This window comes from Streptomyces sp. SID8352, assembly GCF_009862265.1.
Classification (GTDB): Bacteria; Actinomycetota; Actinomycetes; order Streptomycetales; family Streptomycetaceae; genus Streptomyces.
This window is the reverse complement of sequence record NZ_WWGX01000089.1, coordinates 81,157-104,587: the sequence shown is the minus strand read 5'-3', so window position 1 is coordinate 104,587 and position 23,431 is coordinate 81,157. Positions and strand designations below refer to the sequence as shown.

Genomic DNA, 23,431 nt, shown 5'->3' with positions numbered 1-23,431 from the left:
GGACTCCCCGGGACCAGTCCACCGACGGCCCGTCCTCGTTTCCGATCCTTCCCTGAGCAGGCGCTTGCCTTGCGACGCCCTCTTGTGGTCGGAGCCGAGAGCATGGGTCGGTTCGATCCCGGCATGACTGATCATCAGGAGGGCCGGCAAAGGGTCAGTGCGAGTCCTGAGGCACCTGGCGACAGCTGACCGGACATGCGAATGGTTGTACGCTGCGGGCACCGCCCTTGACCTGCGAAGCAGGCAGGGAGCAGACAAAACGGGAGCTTCTTCGTGTTTCGTACAATGTTCAAGTCCAAGATCCACCGCGCCACCGTCACCCAGGCCGACCTGCACTACGTGGGGTCCGTCACCATCGACGCCGATCTGCTCGACGCGGCCGATCTGCTCCCCGGCGAGCTGGTGCACATCGTGGACATCACCAACGGTGCCCGTCTGGAGACGTACGTCATCGAGGGCGAGCGCGGGTCCGGGGTCATCGGGATCAACGGCGCCGCCGCCCACCTCGTGCACCCCGGCGACCTGGTGATCCTCATCAGCTACGCCCAGGTCACCGACGCCGAGGCGCGGGAGCTGCGGCCCCGGATCGTGCACGTCGACGCAGGCAACCGTATCGTCGCCCTCGGGGCCGATCCGTCCGCACCGGTGCCCGGATCGGACCAGGAGCGCAGCCCCCACGCCGTGTCCTCCTGACGCAGGGCCCCGCAGCGACGAGGAGCGAGACCATGAGCGACATCGAGATCCGCGACGACCGGTCCGCCGGACGCCTGGAGGCGCTGGAGGACGGCCAGGTGGTCGGCCGCGTCGAGTACTTCGTCCTCGATTCCCCCGGCAGCGCCCTCGTCCCCGTGCACACGGTCGTCGAGCCCGCCCACGAGGGCCGGGGCATCGCGGGCTCACTGGCCCGCGAGCTGTATGCCACGGCCCGTCGCGAGGGGACCGTGGTCGCCCCGCTCTGCCCCTACGTCGTGAAGTGGGCCGAACGCCACCCGGACGAGGCGCCCACGCCCGATCCGGACCTGCTGCGCGCCGCCAAGGACTGGCTCAAGGCCCACCCGGACCGCTTCTGACCCGGCACCGGCCGGTCCCTCCGCGGACCGGCCGCGGTACGTCGGGCGATCGGCGTCGTCCCGCCCAGCCCACGGCCCCGGCGGATTCCGCGCGGGCGCACGCGGGCGGGCCCTCGCTGCCGCTCGCGCCCGTTCGCGCCCCGCGCGCGCCCGCGCGGAAGGAAGCGGAAGACGAAGGCACAGGGCCGGCCCCGTCGTGCCGCGCCCCCGCCCGCTCCGCGCGACGGCGTGCGCCCCCTGCGCCACCCGGGTCCGGGGCGTTCACCCGGGGGCGTGACTGGGGTACCGGGGGCCGGGTAGGCGGGGGACAGGTCCAGAGCCCGAGTCGACCGACAGGCCGGAGGACAGCGCCATGACCGACCCCCACCCGGACCCCGTACCGCCGGGCCCCACACCGGGGCCCGCCCCCGGCCCGGAGCCGGAGCCCCGCCCCGCCCCGGGACCGCCTCCCGAGCCGCCGGGGCCCGTGCCCCCGCCGCCCCCGGGACCCGGGCCGGGCCCGCGGCCCACACCGCCGCCGGGCCCGCAGCCTCCGCCCCCGGGGCCTCCGGAGCCCTCGCCGTCCCCGATCCCGCCGGGACCCGAACCCGTGCCGAACCCCGAGCCCGGCCCGCCGCTCACCCGGACCGCGCGGCGATGACCTGAGCCCCGCCAGGACGCCGGGTCCGGGGCGCGGGACTTCGCCCGGAGCCCCCGGGCTCCGGGCACCCCGGCCGGGGCTCCCGCACACCCGCCCCGGGCTCCCGGCTTCCGGCACCAAGCTCGGCACCCCGGCGCACCGGCGCGGAGCCCTGGGCCCGCGTCCCGACGGGCGGCCCCGCCCGGCCCAACGGCGGGTACGGGCCCGCAGCCCCACGGCACGCCCCGGACCGCGGGCGCTCCCACCGGCCCGAGGGGTCCCCGCCGGAAGGCCCGCTCCGGAACCCCGGAGTGCGCCTGCCCCAAAACGTGGAAAGGGCCCCGCCCCGGAACCGGAGCGGGGCCCGTCGGCACCACCCCTACGCGGAGACTTCCGACCGGTCCTGGCCCCACAGCGTGTGGAACGAGCCCTCCCGGTCCGTCCGCCGGTAGGTGTGCGCGCCGAAGTAGTCCCGCTGCCCCTGCGTCAGCGCCGCCGGGAGCCGCTCGGCCCGCAGGGCGTCGTAGTACGCGAGGGCCGCCGCGAAGCCCGGCGTCGGCACGCCCTGCCGGGTCGCCGCGACCAGCACCTCGCGCCAGTCGTCCTGGGCGTCCGCGATCTCCCGCGCGAACGTCTCGTCCGACAGCAGGCTGGGCAGGTCGGGCCGGGCGTCGTAGGCGGCGCGGATGCGGTCCAGGAACGCCGCCCGGATGATGCAGCCGCCGCGCCAGATCGCCGAGACCGCGCCCAGGTCGATGTCCCAGCCGTACTCCTCGCTGCCCGAGGCGATCTCGTGGAAGCCCTGGGTGTACGAGACGATCTTCGACGCGTACAGCGCCTGCTCGACCCGGTCCGCGAAGGCCGCGGCCTCCTCCTCGCCCAGCGGCGAGGCCGACGGACCCGCGAGCCCCCGCGAGGCCTCCCGCAGCGCCGCGTGCCCGGACAGGGACCGCGCGAACACCGCCTCGGCGATGCCGGACACCGGGACCCCCAGGTCCAGCGCGATCTGCACCGTCCAGCGGCCGGTGCCCTTCTGCTCCGCCTGGTCCACCACCACGTCCACGAACGGCCGGCCGGTCGCCGCGTCGACGTGGGACAGCACCTCCGCGGTGATCTCGATCAGGTACGAGTCCAGCCGGCCGGTGTTCCAGGTGCGGAAGATCTCCGCGATCCGGGCGGGGGAGTACCCGGCCACGTCCCGCAGGAGTTGGTACGCCTCGCCGATGAGCTGCATGTCGGCGTACTCGATGCCGTTGTGGACCATCTTCACGAAGTGGCCGGCGCCGTCCGGACCGACGTGCGTCACACAGGGCGCCCCGTCCTCCGCCTTCGCCGAGATCCGCTCCAGCATCGGGCCCAGCGAGCCGTACGACTCCGTGGAGCCGCCCGGCATGATGCTCGGGCCGTTCAGCGCGCCCTCCTCGCCGCCCGAGATGCCGGTGCCGACGAAGTGGATGCCCTGCTCGCGCAGCGCCTGCTCACGGCGCCGGGTGTCCGCGAAGTGCGCGTTGCCGCCGTCGATGATCATGTCGCCCGGTTCCAGCAGCGGGGCGAACTCCTCGATCACCGCGTCCGTGGGACCACCGGCCTTCACCATGATCACCAGGCGTCGGGGGCGCTCCAGCGCCGCCACGAAGTCCTTCGCGGTCTCCGCGGCGATGAACTCGCCCTCGTCGCCGAACTCCTCCACCAGCGCGTGCGTGCGCGCCACGGTGCGGTTGTGCACCGCCACCGTGTAGCCGTTGCGGGCGAAATTGCGGGCGAGGTTGCGGCCCATGACCGCGAGCCCGGTGACGCCGATCTGCGCTGTAGTGCTCATGGGATGTACTCCTAATGGCCTTGTCGTACGTGGCGCCGACGACGGCCGTGCCACGGGCCGGCCGCCGAACGGCTGCCCGGCCATCCTCACGTGTTGTGGCGGCACCCGCACCCCGCGTCTCACGTGCCGGTACGGCATCCGGGTCCGCGTGCCCCGCGGGCGGGCCGCCCCATTCGGCCAACGTGCGGCGATTCCGCGCCACTTCCCGGGACCAACCGGCCGATTGCCGTCTTGTCCGTGCCTGTTCGCAGCGCTTACTTTTGCGACTCCTGACGCATTGTCGAAGGGGTTCGTCATGGCCGTACGCGGCCGGCACCGCCGGTACCAGCCGAACAGGATCAACCGTGCCTCGCTGACCGTCACCGCGAGCGGCGCGGGCATCGCGCTGCCGTTCATCGGTGCCGGGGCCGCCCAGGCGGCCGACGTGGCCACCTGGGAGAAGGTGGCCGCCTGCGAGTCCAGCGGCAACTGGGACATCAACACCGGCAACGGATACTTCGGCGGGCTGCAGTTCACCCGGTCCACCTGGGAAGCGTACGGCGGCGGCGCCTACGCGCCGCGCGCGGACCTGGCGACCCGGGACCAGCAGATCGCGGTCGCCGAGAAGGTCCTCGACGGCCAGGGCCCCGGCGCCTGGCCGACCTGCTCCACCCGGGCCGGGCTGACCCGGGGCGGCCCCGCCCCGGCCGCCGCGGAAGCCCGCGCGGCCGAGTCGGTCCGGCCCGCCGAGGCCGGGCGCTCCGCGAAACCCCTGGCCGCCCCGGCGGCCAAGCGCTCCGCGCCGGACGTCCAGCCGCAGACCACACCGCAGTCCCGGGCCGGCACCGCCAGGATGTACACCGTCGTCACCGGCGACACCCTGTCCGGCATCGCGGACGACGCTGAGGTCCGGGGCGGCTGGCACCGGCTCTACCAGGCCAACCGGGCGACGATCGGATCGGACCCCGACCTGATAGTGCCGGGACAGCGGCTGGCGCTGCGCGGCCAGGGCGCGTCCGCCGCCCCCTCCCGGCCCGCCGCCAAGGCGCCCGGGAAGGCCGCCGCGCCCCAGCCCAGGGCGGCCCGACCGGCCGCGCCCAAGAAGCAGGCGCCGACGCACCGCGGTCTGGTCCGGCCCGTCGACGCCCCGACCGGCACGCCGTACCACCGCACGGGCGGCTCCTGGTCGAAGGGCTACCACACGGGCATCGACTTCCCCGTGCCCACCGGCACCTCGGTGAAGTCCATCGGGGCCGGTCAGGTGGTCAGCGCGGGCTGGGGCGGTTCCTTCGGCTACGAGGTGGTGGTCCGCCACGCCGACGGCCGCTACTCCCAGTACGCCCATCTGTCCGCGATCTCCGTGCGCGGCGGCCAGTCGGTCGGCGCCGGCCAGCGGATCGGCCGTTCGGGGACCACGGGCAACAGCACGGGCCCGCATCTGCACTTCGAGGTGCGGACGGGGCCCGGTTTCGGTTCCGACGTCGACCCGGTGGCCTATCTCCGGGCGGGCGGGGTCACGCTCTGATCCGCACCCGGTGCCGGTCGAGGCCCCGCAGCGGCACCCGGGGCCCGCCGGTGAGCGGGCCGAAGGGGATGTCCCCGGGACCGGCCGCCCAGCCGCCCGTGTCCGTCTCCCCGGCCCCGCCCCAGCCGCCCTCCGGCACCGGCCCCGGGCCGGTCCCGGTGGCGCGCGCCTGAGCGGGGTGCGAGAGCACCACCCGCGCGGTGGCCGGCGCCGGGGAGGGAAGGAAGACCTTCGGCGCCGACGGCTCCTCGGGAGTTCCCGCGGGGAGGCCCGCGCCCGCCGGCGGGCGCGTCGGGGAGAGCGGACCGGCGGGGACCGCCGGCATCCTTCCGGCCGCCGGGACGACCGGTGCCGTCCGGGCCACCGGGCCTGCCTGGACTGCGCGCGCAGCCGACGACACCGTCGTGACCGCCGGGTCCGGCCCCGGGCCGCCGTTCTCGTCCCGACGCTCCGGGCCCCCCGTCGTCTCCCGCGCGATCCGCTCCGTGGTGAGCAGGATCAGCCCGCCCGCCGCGACCACGCCGCAGCTCAGGGCCAGCGCGGTGCCCGTCGAGCCGTAGCGGAAGGTCTCCCCGAACATCGTCAGGCCGACCGCCGCGGCCACCACCGGGTTGACCACCGTCAGCGTGGCCAGCGGCGCGGCCAGGCCCGCGCCCCGGTAGGACGCCTGCGACAGCAGCATCCCGGCCGAGGCCAGCACCCCGATGATGGCCAGGCTCGCGAGCCCGGCCACCGGCGCACCGCCGGTCCAGTCGACGGCCACGGTCTTGGTGAACACCGACGCCATGCCGAACGCGATACCGGCCGCCGTCGCGAGGAGGATGCTGCGCACCGCGGGGTGCCGGTGCGCGGCGCGGGCCGCCGCCATCAGAGCCACGAGCGCCCCGGCCGTGACGACGGCCGCCGCCAGCCGCTGGGCCGTGTCCAGGGAGCGCGTGTCCGACGCGGCGACCAGCGCCAGCAGGCCCGCGAGGCCCACCGTCGCCATGATCGCGCCCCGCCAAGCGGTCGCCCCCGCCCTGCGGCCCACGAACAGCGCCGCCATGGGCAGCGCGAAGACGATGGTCAGCGCCCCCGAGGGCTGCACCAGGCTCAGCGGACCGTAGGCGAGCGCCACCACGTGCAGCAGGGCGCCGAGACCGTTCAGCCCCACCGCGGCCCACCAGCCCGGACGGCGCAGCGGCGCGTACTGGGCGGAGGGCGAGGAGACCGCGACGCGCTCCTGCACGATCGCCCCGCCCGCGTACGCCACCGCGGACACGAGCGAGAGCAGAACGGACAGCGCGAGGGCGCTCATCGGCAGTTCCTCTGCTGGAGGCGGGACCCGAGGGCCCCGCGTGGCGAAGGGGCGTCTTCCATGCACAACACGATGCCGTGCCGGGAGCTTCCCGTCGTCGTCCCTGAGCATTCATTGCGTCCTACTACCGATGGAGTACACCGGGCCCCCGGTCCTCCCCAGGGTGGGCGCCGTCCCCCCGAGCCCCGTCCCGTCCGCCCCCGACTCCCGACACCCCCGGGGGTGTTGATAGGACTGGCGGGTGGATCTCGACCCCGGCCTCGACGCCCTCCGGCCGTTCGGCGGCTACTTCGCCCTGCGGACCGCGCCGCCCCCGTCCCGACTGGCCGCCCTCGCGCGGGCCTGGTCGCCGGCGCCCGCCGGGGAGCCCGCGGAGCGGTCCTCCCGGGAGGGGGATCCGCTGGGCTTCCGGGTCCGCCGGGTCGCCGCCGCGCTGCGGGCCTCCGAGACCCGGGTCGCCGCCTCCGTCGCGCACCAGGGGCTCGCGGCCCGGCTCTGGTCGGTGGCGCTGGGCTGCGCCGCCCTGTACGGCGCCCTCCCCGATCCGCGCTCCCCGCTGCTGCGCTGGGACCCCGGCGCCGCCGCCCCCGACGACCTGTGGCTGACCGGGATCGAACCCCTGCCCGGGGACGCGGCCACCCTGGCGGAGGCCGTGCTGGACGCCCAGCTCGTGCCGCTGACGGCCGTCGTGCACGCCCGCTACCGGGTCGCCACCGGGCTCCTGCGGGGCAACGCCGCCTCCGCCCTGGCCGGTGCCGCCCGGGAGTTCGGCCGGCTGGCCCGTGCCCAGGGGCGTCCGGACGCGGCGGAACGCGCCCGGACGCTGGCCGCGGCCCTGTTCGCGCACCCCCTGCTGACGGGCACCGGCGACCTCACCGCGCTCCCGGCCCGTCCCGGCATCCCGCCGGACACCGCCTTCCGACGGCTGAGCTGCTGCCTGTACTACCGGGTCCCCGGCGGCGGAGTCTGCGGCGACTGCTGCTTCCCCCGCGCGCCCCGGAGCGCCCGGCCCCCGGGCCCCGCCGGTGACCTCCCCGCCGGGTGACCCGACGGACGAGTGGGCACGGGTGCGGGCAGAGGCAGAGGCAGAGGCAGAGACAGAGGGACGCGTACGGGGCGCCAGCGCGGAAGAGGGGCACGCTGGCAGGGGGCCGGCCGCGAGCGCTGAGCGGGCGACGGAGAAGGGGCCGGTCCGGCCAGGCCCCGCCACGGTCGGCCCGCGGCCGTACGGGTGGACGCTCCGCCCCCGGCCGGGGCCCGCGGGGCGCGGGACCGCGGTACCCGCGCAGGTCCCGGCGCCCCGCCCCGCTCCCGGAGACAGGACTTCTCCTTGTCGTTAACTGTGTGTAACGTGAGCGCGCTTGACCGTAATCGTCGGGGGGCGATTGACTGCTGCTCCACCCACGTCCCCGCGAGGCATCCGTGACGTCCCAGCCGCTCGCCCCCCTCGACCTGGCGTTCTGGAGCATCGAGTCCGCCGAGCACCCCATGCACCTGGGGGCGCTGGGCGTCTTCCCCGCCGACTCGCCCACCGCCGCTGCCCACGCCGCCGACCTCCTCGCGGCCCGCGCGCCCGCCGTGCCGGGGCTGCGCATGCGCATCCGCGACCGCTGGCGCCCCCCGCTCGCCCCCGGCCGCCCCCTCTCCCTCGGCGCCCTCGCTGCCCTGGGCGGCGCGGCCCGCGAGGCCGACCCCGGCTTCGACCCCCTCGGCCACGTCCGGCTGCACCCCCCGGCCGCCGATTTCCAGGCCGTCGCCGGGCGGCTGATGGAACGCCCCCTCGACCGCGAACGGCCGCCCTGGGAGGCGCACGTGGTGCCGGCCGAGGACGGCGCGTCGTTCGCCGTGCTGTTCAAGTTCCACCATGCCCTGGCCGACGGGCTGCGGGCGCTGGCCCTGGCCGCGGGGATCCTCGACCCGATGGACCTTCCCGAGCCGCGCCCCCGCCCCGAGCCGCCCCGCCGCTCCCCGCTCCCCGCGGTGCGGGACCTGCCCGGTCTGCTGCGCGGTGCCCTCTCCGACGCCGGGCGCGCCCTGGACATCGGCGCCGCCGCGGCCCTGTCCACCCTCGACGTCCGCTCCTCGCCCGCCCTCGCCGCCGGAGCCTCCGGCACCCGCCGCACCGCCGGGGTCTCCCTCGACCTCGACGACGTGCACCGTGTCCGCAAGACCGTCGGCGGCACCGTCAACGACGTCCTGATCGCCGTCGTCGCCGGGGCCCTGCGCCGCTGGCTGGACGAGCGCGGCGACGGCAGCGAGGGCGTCGCCCCCCGCGCCCTGATCCCCGTCTCCCGGCGCCGCCCGCGCACCGCCCACCCGCAGGGCAACCGGCTCTCCGGCTATCTGATACGGCTCCCGGTCGGCGATCCCGACCCGCTCTCCCGGCTCGGCACCGTCCGCGCCGCGATGGACCGGAACAAGGACGCCGGACCCGCCCGGGGCGCCGGGGCCGTCGCCCTGCTCGCGGACCACGTCCCCGCGCTCGGCCACCGCCTGGGCGGCCCGCTGGTCGGCCAGGCGGCCCGGCTCTGGTTCGACATCCTGGTCACCAGCGTGCCGCTGCCCAGCCTCGGCCTGCGGCTCGGCGGCCACCCGCTCACCGAGGTGTACCCGTACGCCCCGCTGGCCCGGGGCCACGCCCTCGCGGTGGCCGTCTCCACCTACCGGGGCCGGGTCCACTACGGGCTGGTCGCGGACGCCGGGGCGGTCCCGGACCTCGACCTGCTCGCCCGCGCCCTGACCGAGGAGGTCGAGACCTTGCTCACTGCCTGCGGTTCCTGACCCCCGCGGGTTTGGCGCCGCGGCCCGGCGCTGCATAAAATCCCCCGTTCGACAGCGGACGCGTCTCGGAGCGCCGCGACGGTGACCAGGGACGGCAGCGGCGATGACGGTGACACAGGACGGTGCGGCGACCACGGACGAGGTGCCCGCGGCCGAGTACGGCCCCGGCATCGACCCCGAACGGCTCGCCGTCTGCCTGAGCGTGCTGGAGGAACTCGACGGGCTGGAGGTCGACCACCCCGACGCCGTCCGCGTCCGCCGGGCCACCTCGCACATCTACCGCACGGTCAAGCAGCGCCGCCGCCAGGAGCGCCGGGCCGCCAAGACGGCCCACGACAAGGCCGTCACCGAGGCCACCGCCACCGGCTCCGCCCAGCGCATCGACGACGAGACCGAGGGCCTCCTGCCCTCCTCCCGCACCGAGGAGGGCACGGTCGCCGGCATACTCCAGCGCCCGCGCTCCTGCTACATCTGCAAGCAGCGCTACGTCGAGGTCGACTACTTCTACCACCAGCTCTGCCCGGAGTGCGCCGCCGAGAACCGGACCCGGCGCGAGGCCCGCGCCGACCTCGGCGGCAAGCGCGCCCTGCTCACCGGCGGCAGGGCCAAGATCGGCATGTACATCGCGCTCCGGCTGCTGCGCGACGGCGCCCACACCACGGTCACCACCCGCTTCCCCAAGGACGCCATCCGCCGCTTCACGGCCATGGACGACTCGGGGGAGTGGCTGCACCGCCTGGAGGTCGTCGGCATCGATCTGCGCGACCCGGGGCAGACCGTGGCGCTGGCCGACCGGATCGCCGGGCAGGGCCCGCTCGACATCCTGATCAACAACGCCACCCAGACCGTACGCCGACTGCCCGGCGCCTACGCCGCCCTCGTCGACGGCGAGGGCGCGCCGCTGCCGGCCGGGGAGCTGCCGGCCCACCATGTCATCGGCGCCTTCAACTCCGGCGCGGTGGACGGGCTGACCGCGCTGCCCGTCGGCACCTCCGGACTCGACGCGCAGAAGGTCGCCGACCTCGCCCTGGTCGCGGGCAACGCCAGCGTGGTCCGGCACCGCGAGGGCACCGCCATCGACGCGGGCGGACTGGTACCGGACGTGGTCGACACCAACACCTGGGTGCAGACCATCGAGCAGATCTCCCCGGTGGAGCTGCTGGAGACCCAGCTCTGCAACTACACGTCGCCGTTCATCCTGATCAGCAAGCTGCGCCCGGCGATGGCCGAGGCCGCGCGCCGGTCGGCCACCGGACGCGCCTACGTCGTCAACGTCTCCGCCATGGAGGGCGTGTTCGCCCGCGGCTACAAGGGCGCGGGCCACCCCAACACCAACGCGGCCAAGGCCGCCATGAACATGGTGACGCGGACCAGCGCCCAGGAGATGTTCGACACCGACCGCATCCTGATGACCTCCGTCGACACCGGCTGGATCACCGACGAGCGCCCGCACTACGACAAGCTGCGGCTGGCCGAGGAGGGCTTCCACGCCCCGCTCGACCTGATCGACGGCGCCGCCCGTGTCTACGACCCGATCGTGCGCGGCGAGGCGGGCGAGGACCTGTTCGGCGTCTTCATGAAGGACTACGCGCCCGGCAAGTGGTGAGCCCCGCCCGACCCGCCGCGGCACCCCGGTGCGGCACCCGGCGGGCTGCGACCCCGCCCCGCCGCCCCGCCCCGCCATGCCGCCGTGCGGGCCGGCCGGGGCGCGGGCGGGGCCCGGTCAGTCCGCCGCCCCCAGCCGGGCGCTGCGCGCGGCCACCAGCTCCAGCACGGTCCGCCAGTCCTCGAGGACCCCGGCGTCGAACACCGCCGTCCGGGCCTCCTCGTCCGCCTGCCCGAGGCGGTCGACGTCGTCGTCGGGCATCCCGTCCGCACCCGCGTGGCGGCGCAGCAGCCGACCCACCCGGCGCCCCAGAAGCGGCTCCACCGCCCCGGCGGTGCGGCCGCCCGGATCGCCCGGCCACAGCACCCGGCCCACCGGGCAGACCAGCCCGGCCACCTGAAGCTCCTTGTCGGCGGGGCGCCGCCGGCGCAGCAGCGCGGCGGTCCGCAGAGCGTGCCCGTGGGCGTCGCCCGCGCCGCCGGGCCCGGCGCCCCCGCCGGGACGCGCGCCCCGGCAGGCGTACAGCAGGTCCATCAGCTCCTCGACGCTGCGCAGTTCCACGCCTCGGTCCTCCCACGGGACAGCCGGTCCGTCCCGGCAGCGCACCATGCCCGGTTTGCGCCCCGGCCAACAGCGGCTGAACGGGACGCCCCGCGTTCCTCCGTTCCGGCGAACCCGTCCCCCTTCCCTACGCCGATCGGGTGAGTCGAGTGGACGGGCGAAAGTGGTGAAATCGTGCGCAACATTCCGACTGGGCGCGGCGCCCCGGTGAAGGAATCGCCCGGATTTCGAGCCCCATAGAGCGCGGCCCCGCTCATTTGGTTAATCTGAGCCGGACGGGCGGCGCTCCGGGAATCCACCCATTCCGCACCCACGGTCCGTCAGGGACGGGCCGGCCGACCGCGGCCCGGTCCCGCCCCAGTACCGGCGCCACCGCGTCCGAACTGCAAGCGACCAGAACCCCGCGCGGGCGTGGGAGACCGGACAGCGGCCCGGCCGCCGGACCCGCGGGTGACCCCACACATAAGGAGTGCGCGGTGACACCGGAGACGATGACCGACCCGGACCTGACCCCCGAGGAGTACGGCGGGCGCAGGCGCCGCCGCCCCGGGGAGATCGGCAGCCTCGACGTGTGGGCCCGCTCCGCGCCCATCCGGCTCGCCGGGTACGAGGAGGACCTCGCGGAGCCCCACATCCTGCCCAGCGTGGACTGACCCGCCGAGGGCGGGAGGGCCGCCCCGGGCCCGGCTGCGGACGTGCGAGACTCGCGTCCATGCCGATCAGGGAAGCGACACCCGGCGACTGGCCGCGGATCTGGCCCGTCTGGCACCGCGTCGTCGCCGCGGGGGACACCTACACCTGGGACCCGGACACCTCCGAGGAGGAGGCCAGGTCCCTGTGGACGGGGTCCGGCAAGCGCGTCTACGTCACCGAGGACGACGACGGTGCCGTCGTCGCGTCCGCGTACCTGGCCCCCAACTACGGGGGCCCGGCCGCCGGGATCGCCAACGCCGGATTCATGGTCGACCCCGGCCGCACCGGGCGGGGCACCGGGCGGGCGCTCGCGGAGCACGTCCTGGCCGAGGCCGCCGAACAGGGCTACCGGGCCATGGTCTTCAACGCCGTCGTCGAGACCAACCCCGCCGTACGGCTCTGGACCTCCCTGGGGTTCAGGGTCCTCGGCACCGTGCCGGACGCCTTCGACCACCCCCGGCACGGCCGGGTCGGGCTGCACATCATGCACCGCGCCCTGTAGCGGGGCGGGGGACCCGGGCGGGGCGTCAGCCGAGCGGCGCCGTCCGCCGCCAGGGGCGCAGCGCCTCGATCCGCTCCGCCACCTCCAGCAGCACCCCCTCCGAGCCCGGTCGCCCCACCAGTTGCACGGCGGCGGGGGCACCCGACGGCAGGGTGCCGGACGGGAGGGCCATCGCGGGCCATCCGGTCAGGTTCCACGGCGGGGTGAACGGGGAGTACCCCGAGTTCGCCGCCACGTTGCGCAGCCAGCCCCGCTCGTGCCAGGGCCCGGCCAGGGGCGAGCGGCGGGCCAGCGCCGGGGTCAGCAGCACGTCGTACTCCGCGAAGAACGGCGCGAGCCGGGCCCGCAGCCGCTGCCGGGCACGGCTGGTGCCCACCGAGGGGGCGAACCGCCGCCCGATGGCCGCGTGCACCCGGGTGCGCCGCGCCAGCAGCCGGGGGTCCAGGCCCCGCGCGTCCACCGCCGTGCCCGCGGACCAGTGGGTGAGCGCGGTGGTCCCCAGCGACGCCGGATAGGGCGGGTCGGCGCGGCGCACCACGTGCCCCTCACGCATCAGCAGCGCGGCCACGGCCCGGACCGCGTCCCCGTACGGGCGCGCGACGGTGACCCCGGCCAGGGGGCTGCGCGTCGAGACGGCGACCCGCAGGCCGCCGGGTTCCCGGCGGGGCGGCGGCACCGTGTCCGCGAGGACCGCCAGCGCCAGGCGCAGATCCTCGACGGTGGTCGCCAGCGGGCCGTTCTCCGACAGCCCGAACCAGTCGCCGTGGCCGATGCCGGCCGGCACCACGCCGTGTCCCGGTTTGATCGTGACCAGACCGCAGTTGGCCGCGGGAATGCGGAGCGATCCCATTCCGTCGTTGCCCAGCGCCAGCGGAACCATCCCGGCGGCGACGGCCGCCGCGCTCCCGCCCGAGGAACCGCCCGCCGACCGCGTCCGGTCCCAGGGGTTGCGGGCGGTGCCGTGGACGCCGTCGGTGGTGCCGAACACGCACAGCTCGGGCACGTTGGTCAGCCCCACGACCACCGCGCCCGCCGCCCGCAGCCGGGCCACGGTGGCGTGGTCGGCCCCGGCGGGCGTGTCCGGGGTGGCGGCCGAGCCGTTGCGCAGCGCCTCCCCGCGCACCGCCAGGTTGTCCTTCACCGCCACCGGTACACCGGCCAGCGGCAGCGTGCCCAGATCACCCCGGGCGGCCACCTCGTCGGCCTCGGCGAGCGCGGCCCGGGACCGCACGGCGCGGAAGGCGCCGACCCGGGCGTCCAGCCGCTCGATCCGGGCGAGGTGCGCGGCCACCACCTCCCGGGGCGTGGCCCGCCCCTCGCGTACGGCGGCGGCGATCTCTGCGGCGGTCCGGCCGGCCCAGTCGGTCACGGAGGGCTCCTCGGGGTGCGGTGGGGCGGGTCGCCCGCGCCCCGGACGGCGGAGCCGCGCGGACGGCCCGCCCGCCGGACACCCGTGCCCGGAGGGCCCGCCCGCCCGGACACCTCCCCGCCGGGACCACGGCCCCGTACCGTACCGCCCGCCCGGCCGCGGGAAGGTGGCAGGGCGGTCCCGGGAGAGCCCGGGAGGTTCACCGGGGTGCCCCCGGGAGGCCCACGGTTGCGTCCCGAGGGATGCCCCTCGGGGCGCGGTGACGTCCGCGGGCCGTCTCACCCCCGGTCCGCGTCCCCCAGCCGGGTCGGCGGCAGGTACTCCCGCACGTACGTCCGCTCCCAGCACGCCCCCGTCGCGCGCAGCTCGCGCCAGGTCGTGTAGCGGTACCGGAACAGCCGGGCGCGCACGAAGCGGGGCGGCGCGTCCGGCGGGAACGGCGAGCGGCGCAGCAGCCGCAGCGTGGCCGGGTCGTTCTCCAGCAGCCGCTCCACCAGCGTGGAGAACCACGGCGCGGCGTACGCGGGGGACAGCGCGGCGAACCACATCAGCCAGTCCAGCCGCAGGTGCCACGGCGCGTACTGGCGCGGCCAGCGCCGGGGGTCGCCGGGCTTGCCCCGGAACTCGTACTCCCGCCAGTCCCCGTCCGGGCGGGGCACCGCGTCGGCCGTCCCCTCGATCACCACCTCGTGCCGGACACGGCTGACGCTGCCGAAGGCGCCGTAGGTGTTGACCAGGTGGAACGGGTCGAAGGAGCGGTTCATCACCTGGCGCCGGGAGAGCATGTTCCGCACCGGCCCCCGGCTCAGGAACAGCAGCCCCGCAGCCACCCCCAGGACCACCGCCGCGTACCAGGGCGGAGCCTGCGGCAGGGGCGGGGGAGTGCCCGGGAACCGCACCACCGACAGGGCGAGCACGATGGTCAGCCAGTTCAGCCAGGCGAAGTTCCCCGACAGCACCAGCCAGAGCTGGGTGGCGATCATGACGGCCGCGGCGGCCGTCGCCACCGGCTGCGGGGCGAACAGGAAGAACGGCACCACGAGCTGGGTGACATGGTTGGCGGCCACCTCCACCCGGTGCAGCGGCCGGGGCAGCCGGTGGAAGAACCAGCTCAGCGGGCCCGGCATCGGCTGCGTCTCGTGATGGTGGTCCAGACAGGTCAGGTTCCGCCAGCACGGATCGCCGCGCATCTTGATCAGTCCCGCCCCGAACTCCACCCGGAACAGCAGCCACCGCAGCAGGAACAGCACCACCACTGGTGGCGCCACCTCGTCGTTGCCCAGGAACACCGCGAGGAACCCGGTCTCCAGCAGCAGCGACTCCCAGCCGAACGCGTACCAGGTCTGCCCCACGTTCACCACCGACAGGTACAGCAGCCACGGCACCAGCCACAGCGCCATCGCCCCCCACAGCGGCAGCGCCCCGTCCGCGCCCGCCGCCAGCGCAGCCGAGACCGCGCAGCCCGCCCAGCAGCAGCGCGCGAAGAACCGGTCCGAGTACCGCCACCGGAACAGGCTCGGCGCCCGCCGCGCCGGCACCCGGGCCACGAAGCGCGGCACCGGCAGCAGCCCGCGCTCCCCGATCAGCGCCCGGAACTGCCGCAGCGCCGACAGGAACGCCACCAGGTACACCACGGCCAGGGCCCGCTGGAACACCAGCCGGCCCAGCCACTGGTCGGGTGTGGTGAACCACTGCACCGCCGCGCACCTCCCGTGCCGCGCCGTCCGCCGGGGCTCCGGGTACCCGGCGGGACGGCGTCCTCGCAGCCGTGCCCCGGGCAGGCGGGCCTGAGTCGAAGTATCGGGCGAATCCTGGCAATGTGGGCCCCATGGCCGATCCGGGAACGAGCGAGTCGTCCCGCCCGGACGAGTGGCCCGACTGGCCCGCCCGCCCCTCGCCCGTCCTGGCGCTCAACCGCATGGGCAGCTTCGACTGGGACCTGGACACGGGCCTGATCCACCTGGACGCGCGGGCGCACGAGGTGCTCGACCTGCTCCCCGAGGAGTTCGACGGCCGCCCCGGGGCGCTGGCCGGACGCGTCCCCCGGGCCGAGAGCCTGCGGCTGGACACCCTGGTCGCGCAGGCCATGAGGAACGGCAGCGAGCACTACGGCGCCTACTTCCGCGTCCGGCTGCGCGACGGCACCCTGCGCTGGGCCCACACACAGGGCCGCATCCGGCGGGACGGCACCGGCCGCCCCCACCGGGTCATCGGCATCCTGCGCGACGCCACCCCGGAACTGGAGGAGAGCGACGCCCGCCGGGACCGGGCGGCCCTGGACGAGGCCCGCCGGCGGCGGACCGGTGTCGTGCAGTCCGCCACGGCCGCCCTCGCCCACGCCCGTACCGTCGACGACGTCATCGACGCCCTCAAGGACACCGCCGGACTTCCCCACCTGGGCGCCACCGGCGTCGTCATGGGTCTGGTGGAGGGCGACCGGATCGTGCTGGTGGCCGAGGGCCCGGACGACGGCTACGCGGACGAGGGCGCCCGGGTCACCCGGATCGACGAGGCGTACCCGATGAGCGAGGCGGTGCGCACCCTCAGCCCCCGATTCATCGAGTCGCCGCGCGAGTTCGCGGAGCGCTACCCCGCCCTCTGGCCGCACCTCACCGGCCTGCGGATCACCGCCGCCGCCTACCTCCCCCTCATCGCCCAGGCCCGCCCCATCGGCGCGGTCGGCCTCCTCTACAGCGACCGCTCCGGTTTCACCCCCGAGGACCGCGACGTCCTCGTCGCGGTCGGCAGCAGCATCGCCCAGAGCCTCCAGCGGGCCATGCTCTACGAGCAGCGGACGGACCTCGCCGAGGGGCTCCAGCAGGCCATGCTGCCGCGCACCATCCCCAGCGTGCCCGGCTGCGACATTGCCGTCCGCTACCGCGCCGCCAGCGCCGCCGGGACCCTCGGCCGCGACATCGGCGGCGACTGGTACGACCTCATCCCGCTGCCCGGCGGCAGGGTCGGCGCCGTCATCGGGGACGTCCAGGGCCACGACACCCACGCCGCCGCCGTCATGGGCCAGCTCCGCATCGTGCTGCGCGCCTACGCTGCGGAGGGCCACCCGCCCGCCACCGTCATGGCGCGGGCCTCCGTCTTCCTCCACGAACTCGACACCGACCGCTTCGCGACCTGCCTGTACGCCGAGGCCGACCTGGCCACCGGCGTGATCCAGGCGGTGCGCGCCGGACACATCGACCCCCTGCTGCGGCACGGCGGGGGCGCCTGCCGCCGGGCCCCCGTCCCGGGCGGACTGCCGCTCGGCCTGTCCGCCGAGTTCGGGCAGCTCTCCTATCCCGTCGGCACCATCGAGCTGGACCCCGGCGACACCCTGGTCCTGTGCACCGACGGTCTCGTCGAACGGCCCGGCGCCGACCTCGACGACGGGGTGCGGGCGCTGGCCGCCCTGGTCGCCTCCGGCCCCGAGGAGGTGCGGGCGCTGGCCGACCGCCTGATCGAACTCGCCGGGCGGCGGCGGGGTGACGACGACGCGGCCCTGCTCCTGCTGCGCCGCCGGGAGCGGGAGAGCCAGGGGGCCGGCCGCCGGCTGCGGCGGCACGTGGCCCCCGGCGACCCGGCGGCCCTCGGCGGGGCACGGCGCACGATCCGGACGGCCGCCCGCGTGTGGGGCCTCGGGCGGCACGCCGACGACATCGCCCTCGTCGCGGACGAACTGATCACCAACGTCCTGCTGCACACCGAGGGCTTCGCCGTCGTCACCCTGCGGCTCCTGTCGGACACCGGCCGCAGGCTGCGGGTCGAGGTCGAGGACTCCTCCAGCGCCCTGCCGCGCCGCCGGGAGGCGGGGGAGAACGGGATGACGGGGCGGGGCCTGCTCCTGGTCGAGACCCTGGCCGACGGCTGGGGGGTGGAGGCGCGCGGCGGCGGCAAGTGCGTCTGGGCCGAGTTCGCCCTGCCCGGCCCGGCCGCGGCCCCCGCCGAGGAGCCCGCCCGCGCCGTCCGGCCCGCGGCCCCGGAGCCGCCCGGCCGGGAGTCCTGAGGCCGTCCGGCCGCGGCGGTGGCACCCTGGACGCATGCCCGAACTGCCCGAGGTCGAGGCGCTCAGGGACTTCCTGACCGAACACCTCGACGGCCGCGAGATCGTCCGGGTCCTGCCCGTGGCGATCAGCGTCCTCAAGACGTACGATCCCCCGCTCACCGCCCTGGAGGGCCGCCGGGTGACCGGCGTCCGCCGCTACGGCAAGTTCCTCTCCATCGGGACCGACGGCGGCCCGTACCTGGTGACCCACCTCGCCCGCGCGGGCTGGCTGCGCTGGCAGGACACGCTCCCCGCCGGTCCGCCGCGCCCGGGCAGGGGGCCGCTCGCCCTGCGCGTCGCCCTGGACACCGGCGCCGGATTCGACCTGACGGAGGCCGGTACGCAGAAGCGGCTCGCGGTCTACGTCGTCACCGACCCCGGGCTGGTGCCCGGCGTCGCCCGGCTCGGCCCGGACCCGCTCGCCGACGACTTCGACGAGGCCCGCCTCGCCGCCCTGCTCGCGGGCGAACGGCGGCGGCTCAAGGGCGTGCTGCGGGACCAGGGCCTCCTCGCGGGCGTGGGCAACGCCTACAGCGACGAGATCCTGCACGCCGCGCGGATGTCGCCCTTCAAGCCGGCCGCCTCTCTCACCCCGGAGGAGACGGCACGGCTGTACGAGGCGCTGCGCACCACGCTGACCGGGGCCGTGGAGCGGTCCCGGGGCCTGGCGGCGGGGCGGCTGAAGGCCGAGAAGAAGAGCGGCCTGCGGGTCCACGGCCGGACCGGCGAGCCCTGCCCGGTCTGCGGCGACACCATCCGCGAGGTCTCCTTCAGCGACTCCTCGCTCCAGTACTGCCCGACCTGCCAGACCGGCGGCAGGCCCCTGGCGGACCGTCGGATGTCCCGGCTGCTGAAGTAGCGGGCCTCAGAAGAGGTGGATGGCGAGGTGGCCCAGGGGCAGGCCCAGGCGCCAGGCCGGTGTCCACACCTTGGGGCCCTCCTCCTCACCGCCGCCCGCCGTGCCGCCGGGCACCGCGTTGAGGTCGGGGGCGAGCAGCTCCGTCTCGCGCAGCCAGCGCCAGGCCGCCCGGGCCAGCTCCAGGTCGGGCGAGGTGCCGCCGTCGGCGTCGGCCGCCGCCCCGGCCAGCCGCTCGCGGACCCACTCGTGCCACGGCTGGTCGTGGGCGGTCAGCGACAGCCAGGTCTCCAGCCGGGTGACGACCCGGATGCCGCACAGCTCGCCCCCGGTGTCGGACAGGAACACAGTCAGCGCCAGCGCGTCCCGCCCGGCGCGGAACTCGAAGGACGTGGGAGGCATCAGATCGCCGGTGCGCAGCAACTCGTCCGCGATGTACTCGGCGTACAACCAGGCCATGGGGACGGTGAGTTCGCCCCCTCCGGTGCCCTCCGCGCTCTCGTGCCCTGTCTGCGGCATCCTTCCGCCCCCTCCGGTGCGTGCGCCTCGCCCGACCCGGGGCGTCGCCCCCGTCCGGAACACGGATGAGGACAGCCGATTACTCAACCGGGGCGCACGCAAGGCACTTTGCGGAGACTTGACCATCCGGTGGGTTTCACCGCAGGTCGGCGGCGTAACCGGGGAGCACCCGGCGCAGGGCGCGCAGCGCGTAGTACGCGCGGGACTTCACCGTCCCGGCCGGGATGCCCAGTGCCGCCGCGGCCTCCGCGACGCTCGCCCCCCGGAAGTACACCAGCACCAGGACCTCGCGGTGCTCCGGGGAGAGCGTCTTCACGGCCTCGCGGACGTCGAGCGCGGCTGCGGCCCGGTCGGCGTGGTCGGCGCAGGCGGGCGCGTTCTCCAGATCGGTGTCGCCGACCTCGGCGGGCCGTGCCTGCCGCGCCCGGCGCGCGTCGATGGCCAGCCTGCGGGCCACGGTGAGCAGCCAGGGCCGCACCGATTCGAAGGCGTCGGTGCGCAGTGCCTCCGGGTGCTGCCAGGCGCGGACGAGGGTCTCCTGCACAAGGTCCTCGGCGCGCTGCCGGTCGCCGTCGCTGAGTCGCAGGAGCAGCGCGAACAGCGGTCCGCCGTGGTCCCGTTGGAGCGCGGCGAGCTCATGTTCGGCGGTGGTGGTCGTGTCGGGTAGAGCGATTCCGGCCGTCATGCGCGTATGGCATCCCAGGGGGCCGCCGGGGGGACAGGGCGCGCGCGGCGGTCTGCGGCGGACGGTCGATCGCGTCGACGAACGGTACGACGAACGGTCGGTGGGCGTCCGCGGGCGGTCGGTGAACGGTCGACGGCCGGGCCGGCCCGGGTGCGGAGCGGAGGACTCCGGGGCGGCGCGGGCGGGCCGCCGTCCGGGAGCGGTGGCCGTCCCGCGACGGTGGCCGGCCGGGACGGTGGCCGGGCCGGTCGGGGAGGCCGTGGTGGCGGGCGGTCCGGTTCCGCCCGGCCCGCCGGTGACCGCCGCCGTCGCGGGGCGAACCGGCCGTCCTGCCGCCGCGCGCCCCCGCATCCCCGTTCCCCGGCCGCCCGCCCCCGCACCGCCGTGCGGCTGCCGGCACTCCGCCCGCCGTGGCCGGTCGCCCGCGGGCCGTGACCGCCGGTCGGGCTAATGGGCGTGTCGGAGCCGCCCGCCCCGCCGCCCACCTTCTTACCTGTTCGTACGCAAATGTGACATGCATGCGAGCGGACTCCGGTGGCCGAATCCCCGACGGGTCCGCGCGCGGGACCGCAGCGGGGTGAACGGATGACCCGGATGATCACACGCAGCAGGCAGGTGGCGTTGTGCCTGACCGCCCTGCTCGCCGCCGGAGCGGCCTGCCAGGCGCGCGGCCACGAACCGCCGGGCCGCTCGGCCCCAGCCCCCGCGGACACCGGGACCTTCACCCTGGTCGCCTCCGGCGACGTCCTGCCGCACGACCCGGTCATCGAGCGGGCCCGCTTCGACTCCGGCGGTACCGGCTACGACTTCCGCCCCGTGCTGGCCGGGATCGCCCCCGTCGTCTCGGGCGCGGACCTCGCCCTGTGCCACCTGGAGACCGTCTCCGGTCAGGCCGGCGCCCGCACGGGCCGTCCCGGCGCAGCCTTCCCGGCCGAGATGGCCGCGGGCCTGGCCGCCACCGGCTACGACGGCTGCTCCATCGCCTCCAGCCACGGCCCGGACGGCGGCGCCGACGGCATCCGCCGCACCCTGGACGCCCTGGACCGCGCCGGTGTCCGCCACGCCGGGACGGCGCGCACCGAGGACGAGGCCCGCACCGTCACCCTCCTGCGCGCCGGCACCTCCGCCCGGGTCGCCCACCTCTCCTACGCCCACGACACCGGCGGCCACCCGTCACCGGACGGGCCCTGGGCCGTCGCCCTGATCGACGAGGGGCGGATCGTGGCCGACGCGCGGGCCGCGCGGGAGGCGGGCGCGGACGTCGTCGTGGTGTCCGTGCACTGGGGCACCGCATGGCAGGACGCCCCGGACGAGCGGCAACTCGACCTCGCCCGGCGGCTCACCGCCTCCCGCAGCGGCGACCGCCCCGACATCGACCTGATCCTCGGCACCCACGCCCATGTCCCGCAGGCGTACGAGAAGGTGAACGGCACCTGGGTGGTCTACGGGATGGGCGACCAGATCGCGGGGGAGACGGTCGACGACCGGGGGCGGCGCGATCCGCGCGGCAACGAGTCCACCCTCGGCCGCTTCACCTTCGCCCCGCCCGCCCGGCCCGGTGAGCGCTGGCGGGTCACCCGGGCCGAGTTCGTCCCGCAGCTCTACGACCTGGACGCGGGACGGGTGGTCAACCTCAACCGGGCGCTGGACGGGGGCGCCGAACTGCGCCCGGTGCGGGACCGCGTCCGCGACGTGGTGCTCAGCCGCGGCGCGGCGCGCGACGGCCTGGTGATGGGCGAGTGACCCGCCCGGCGCCGCACCCCGGCGCCCCGGTCCGCCCCGGCCCACCGGACGCGCCGCCGGGGCTGACCGGGGTGTTCCCGGGTCAGCGCCGGGCCAGCTCCGAACGCCGGTAGGAGTAGCCGAAGTAGACCCCGAGGCCCACCACGAACCAGACCGCGAACCGCACCCAGGTCTGCCACTGCAGGAAGGTGATCAGCCAGAGGGAGAAGACGATGCCCAGCGCCGGGACGAACGGCATGAACGGCGTCCGGAAGGTGCGCGGCAGGTCGGGCTGCCGGTAGCGCAGCACGATCACCGCCGTGCACACCACCACGAACGCCAGCAGGATCCCGATGTTGGTCAGCTCGGCGGCCTCGCCGATCGGCAGGAACCCGGCGATCGCCGCCGACGCCGCGCCGACGATCCAGGTGACCCGCGTCGGCACGTGCCGGGTCGGATGGGTCTTCGCGAACCACTTGGGCAGCAGCCCGTCCCGGCTCATGCTGAACCAGACGCGGGTGACGCCCAGCATGAAGGTGAACATCACCGTGAGGATGCCGATGATGGCGCCCACCGCGATGACGTCCGCCAGCCCGCTCAGCCCCACCGACTTGAACGCCGTCGAGAAGCCGCTCTCCTTGTCGATGTCCTTGTAGTCCTGCATGCCCGTCAGCACCAGGCAGGCCAGCACGTACAGCACCATCGAGATGACCAGCGAGTAGATGATGGCCTTCGGCATGTGCCGCTGCGCGTCCTTGGACTCCTCGGCCGCCGTCGACATCGCGTCGTAGCCGAAGACCGCGAAGAACACCGTCGCCGCGCCGGTGAACGCCCCGCCCACCCCGTAGGGGAAGAACGGGTGGTAGTTCGACGTGGTGATGTGGAAGAAGCCGACCCCGATCACCAACAGGACCACGAGCACCTTCAGCACCACCACGACCATCTCGAAGCGGGCCGCGTTCTTGATGCCGAGCGTCAGCAGATACGCGATGAGCAGGCACAGCACGGCCGCGAACAGGTCGACCCGGTGCCCGTCCCCGGTCCCCGGGGCGCCCAGCATCCAGCGGGGCAGGTCCGCCCCCATCTCCCCGACCAGGAAGCTGAAGTATCCGGAGATGCCGATGGCGACCACCGCCACGATCGCGGTGTACTCCAGCAGCAGGTCCCAGCCGATGAACCAGCCCGTGATCTCGCCGAGCACCGCGTACCCGTAGGTGTAGGCCGAGCCCGCCTTGGGGATCAGCCCCGCGAACTCGGCGTACGACAGCGCCGCCGCCGCGCTGGCCAGGCCCGCGATGAGGAAGGAGACGAGTACCGCCGGCCCCGCGGTGCCGTTGGCGACCGTCCCGGCCAGGGTGAAGATGCCGGCGCCGATGATGCCGCCGACGCCGATCGCGGTGAGCTGCCACAACCCGAGGGACCGTTGCAGACCCGCGCCCGCACCGGCCTCCGTGTCCTCGATGTGCTCGATGGGTTTGCGGCGCAGAACGCCCTCCCCCATGCGGAATCGGGCCATGCGCCCCACCTCTTCGTGATCGGCGATCGGCTGACGGTGGATCATGATGACCTACGCGTGCCCCGGAAGGACGGTGCGACGCACATTCCTCACCGGCTGCTCACCAGTGCCTCACCCCCCGCCGCCGGAGGCCCGGCCACTCCCCGCGGCCGCCCCTGGATCCCCACCGCGTCCACGGCCGCCCGCGACTCAGGGGACCTCCGCGGGAGCACTGCCGCCCGCAGGTGCCCGGCCCCGGGTGTTCCGGCTCCTCCGGGCCCGCCGGTCACCGGCGCG

The 23,431-nt window shown here is 75.7% G+C and carries 19 protein-coding genes; 11 read left to right on the top strand and 8 right to left on the bottom strand.

Features of this window, described 5'->3' with window-relative positions; genetic code table 11:
* The first annotated feature begins 273 nt into the window (after positions 1–273).
* Both panD and GTY84_RS26770 read left to right on the top strand, forming a co-directional pair.
* On the top strand, positions 274–693 hold the full coding sequence (panD, locus tag GTY84_RS26775) for an aspartate 1-decarboxylase (RefSeq protein ID WP_161228962.1): 420 nt from the start codon (positions 274–276) through the stop codon (positions 691–693).
* Positions 694–725: 32 nt separating this feature from the next.
* On the top strand, positions 726–1,070 hold the full coding sequence (locus GTY84_RS26770) for a GNAT family N-acetyltransferase (RefSeq protein WP_161228961.1): 345 nt from the start codon (positions 726–728) through the stop codon (positions 1,068–1,070).
* A gap of 998 nt (positions 1,071–2,068) precedes the next feature.
* On the opposite strand, the gene gndA is transcribed toward GTY84_RS26770, so the two are convergent.
* A complete protein-coding gene (gene gndA, locus GTY84_RS26765) occupies positions 2,069–3,508 on the bottom strand; it encodes an NADP-dependent phosphogluconate dehydrogenase (protein WP_161228960.1) in 1,440 nt (479 codons plus the stop codon).
* Positions 3,509–3,803: 295 nt separating this feature from the next.
* Between gndA and GTY84_RS26760 the strand changes: the two genes are divergently transcribed.
* The gene (locus tag GTY84_RS26760; RefSeq protein ID WP_161228959.1) at positions 3,804–5,012 is read left to right on the top strand and encodes a transglycosylase family protein; all 1,209 of its coding nucleotides are present in this window, start codon (positions 3,804–3,806) and stop codon (positions 5,010–5,012) included.
* Here GTY84_RS26760 and GTY84_RS26755 read toward each other — a convergent pair.
* Positions 5,002–6,309 (bottom strand): DMT family transporter, encoded by a 1,308-nt coding sequence (locus tag GTY84_RS26755; protein ID WP_161228958.1) that lies wholly within the window; start codon positions 6,307–6,309, stop codon positions 5,002–5,004. The genes GTY84_RS26760 and GTY84_RS26755 overlap by 11 nt on opposite strands.
* Before the next feature lie 241 nt (positions 6,310–6,550).
* Here GTY84_RS26755 and GTY84_RS26750 point away from each other — a divergent pair, with 241 nt between their 5' ends.
* The 3 genes from GTY84_RS26750 to GTY84_RS26740 all read left to right on the top strand — a co-directional run bounded on the left by GTY84_RS26750 (position 6,551) and on the right by GTY84_RS26740 (position 10,696).
* Positions 6,551–7,354, top strand: a complete 804-nt coding sequence (locus GTY84_RS26750; RefSeq protein WP_161228957.1) for a (2Fe-2S)-binding protein — start codon at positions 6,551–6,553, stop codon at positions 7,352–7,354.
* Between the two features lie 377 nt (positions 7,355–7,731).
* Positions 7,732–9,090 (top strand): wax ester/triacylglycerol synthase family O-acyltransferase, encoded by a 1,359-nt coding sequence (locus GTY84_RS26745; RefSeq protein ID WP_161228956.1) that lies wholly within the window; start codon positions 7,732–7,734, stop codon positions 9,088–9,090.
* A gap of 103 nt (positions 9,091–9,193) precedes the next feature.
* A complete protein-coding gene (locus GTY84_RS26740; RefSeq protein ID WP_161228955.1) occupies positions 9,194–10,696 on the top strand; it encodes an SDR family NAD(P)-dependent oxidoreductase in 1,503 nt (500 codons plus the stop codon).
* Positions 10,697–10,813: 117 nt separating this feature from the next.
* On the opposite strand, the gene GTY84_RS26735 is transcribed toward GTY84_RS26740, so the two are convergent.
* Complete coding sequence (locus tag GTY84_RS26735) at positions 10,814–11,257, bottom strand: hypothetical protein (RefSeq protein WP_161228954.1); 444 nt, start codon at positions 11,255–11,257, stop codon at positions 10,814–10,816.
* A gap of 476 nt (positions 11,258–11,733) precedes the next feature.
* On the opposite strand from GTY84_RS26735, the gene GTY84_RS33175 reads away from it, so the two are divergent.
* Both GTY84_RS33175 and GTY84_RS26730 read left to right on the top strand, forming a co-directional pair.
* Positions 11,734–11,910, top strand: a complete 177-nt coding sequence (locus GTY84_RS33175) for a hypothetical protein (protein ID WP_202551848.1) — start codon at positions 11,734–11,736, stop codon at positions 11,908–11,910.
* 59 nt (positions 11,911–11,969) lie between these two features.
* Positions 11,970–12,452 (top strand): GNAT family N-acetyltransferase, encoded by a 483-nt coding sequence (locus GTY84_RS26730; RefSeq protein ID WP_161228953.1) that lies wholly within the window; start codon positions 11,970–11,972, stop codon positions 12,450–12,452.
* A gap of 25 nt (positions 12,453–12,477) precedes the next feature.
* On the opposite strand, the gene GTY84_RS26725 is transcribed toward GTY84_RS26730, so the two are convergent.
* Entirely contained in the window at positions 12,478–13,821 is a 1,344-nt protein-coding gene (locus GTY84_RS26725) for an amidase family protein (RefSeq protein ID WP_161228952.1), read from the bottom strand.
* A gap of 278 nt (positions 13,822–14,099) precedes the next feature.
* The gene (locus GTY84_RS26720; protein ID WP_161228951.1) at positions 14,100–15,518 is read right to left on the bottom strand and encodes a lipase maturation factor family protein; all 1,419 of its coding nucleotides are present in this window, start codon (positions 15,516–15,518) and stop codon (positions 14,100–14,102) included.
* Between the two features lie 131 nt (positions 15,519–15,649).
* Here GTY84_RS26720 and GTY84_RS26715 point away from each other — a divergent pair, with 131 nt between their 5' ends.
* Positions 15,650–17,818, top strand: coding sequence for a SpoIIE family protein phosphatase (locus tag GTY84_RS26715; protein WP_161228950.1), 2,169 nt, complete (start codon positions 15,650–15,652; stop codon positions 17,816–17,818).
* A 34-nt stretch (positions 17,819–17,852) separates the two neighbouring features.
* A complete protein-coding gene (locus GTY84_RS26710) occupies positions 17,853–18,716 on the top strand; it encodes an Fpg/Nei family DNA glycosylase (RefSeq protein ID WP_161228949.1) in 864 nt (287 codons plus the stop codon).
* A gap of 6 nt (positions 18,717–18,722) precedes the next feature.
* Here GTY84_RS26710 and GTY84_RS26705 read toward each other — a convergent pair whose 3' ends face one another.
* Positions 18,723–19,232 (bottom strand): hypothetical protein, encoded by a 510-nt coding sequence (locus GTY84_RS26705; protein ID WP_161228948.1) that lies wholly within the window; start codon positions 19,230–19,232, stop codon positions 18,723–18,725.
* A gap of 136 nt (positions 19,233–19,368) precedes the next feature.
* Positions 19,369–19,917 carry a sigma-70 family RNA polymerase sigma factor gene (locus GTY84_RS26700; protein WP_161228947.1) on the bottom strand — a complete coding sequence of 183 codons (549 nt, stop codon included), beginning with the start codon at positions 19,915–19,917 and terminating at the stop codon, positions 19,369–19,371.
* A gap of 594 nt (positions 19,918–20,511) precedes the next feature.
* On the opposite strand from GTY84_RS26700, the gene GTY84_RS26695 reads away from it, so the two are divergent.
* Entirely contained in the window at positions 20,512–21,660 is a 1,149-nt protein-coding gene (locus GTY84_RS26695) for a CapA family protein (RefSeq protein WP_161228946.1), read from the top strand.
* A gap of 82 nt (positions 21,661–21,742) precedes the next feature.
* Here GTY84_RS26695 and GTY84_RS26690 read toward each other — a convergent pair whose 3' ends face one another.
* Positions 21,743–23,155 carry an amino acid permease gene (locus GTY84_RS26690; RefSeq protein ID WP_161228945.1) on the bottom strand — a complete coding sequence of 471 codons (1,413 nt, stop codon included), beginning with the start codon at positions 23,153–23,155 and terminating at the stop codon, positions 21,743–21,745.
* Positions 23,156–23,431: the final 276 nt, after the last annotated feature.

Bases quoted from the DNA above. Each gene is read 5' to 3' on its own strand.
- GTY84_RS26770 (WP_161228961.1), top strand. From the start codon at position 726: ATGAGCGACATCGAGATCCGCGACGACCGGTCCGCCGGACGCCTGGAG.
- gndA (WP_161228960.1), bottom strand. From the start codon at position 3,508: ATGAGCACTACAGCGCAGATCGGCGTCACCGGGCTCGCGGTCATGGGC.
- GTY84_RS26760 (WP_161228959.1), top strand. From the start codon at position 3,804: ATGGCCGTACGCGGCCGGCACCGCCGGTACCAGCCGAACAGGATCAAC.
- GTY84_RS26755 (WP_161228958.1), bottom strand. From the start codon at position 6,309: ATGAGCGCCCTCGCGCTGTCCGTTCTGCTCTCGCTCGTGTCCGCGGTG.
- GTY84_RS26740 (WP_161228955.1), top strand. From the start codon at position 9,194: ATGACGGTGACACAGGACGGTGCGGCGACCACGGACGAGGTGCCCGCG.
- GTY84_RS26730 (WP_161228953.1), top strand. From the start codon at position 11,970: ATGCCGATCAGGGAAGCGACACCCGGCGACTGGCCGCGGATCTGGCCC.
- GTY84_RS26715 (WP_161228950.1), top strand. From the start codon at position 15,650: ATGGCCGATCCGGGAACGAGCGAGTCGTCCCGCCCGGACGAGTGGCCC.
- GTY84_RS26710 (WP_161228949.1), top strand. From the start codon at position 17,853: ATGCCCGAACTGCCCGAGGTCGAGGCGCTCAGGGACTTCCTGACCGAA.
- GTY84_RS26705 (WP_161228948.1), bottom strand. From the start codon at position 19,232: ATGCCGCAGACAGGGCACGAGAGCGCGGAGGGCACCGGAGGGGGCGAA.
- GTY84_RS26700 (WP_161228947.1), bottom strand. From the start codon at position 19,917: ATGACGGCCGGAATCGCTCTACCCGACACGACCACCACCGCCGAACAT.
- GTY84_RS26695 (WP_161228946.1), top strand. From the start codon at position 20,512: ATGATCACACGCAGCAGGCAGGTGGCGTTGTGCCTGACCGCCCTGCTC.
- GTY84_RS26690 (WP_161228945.1), bottom strand. From the start codon at position 23,155: ATGGCCCGATTCCGCATGGGGGAGGGCGTTCTGCGCCGCAAACCCATC.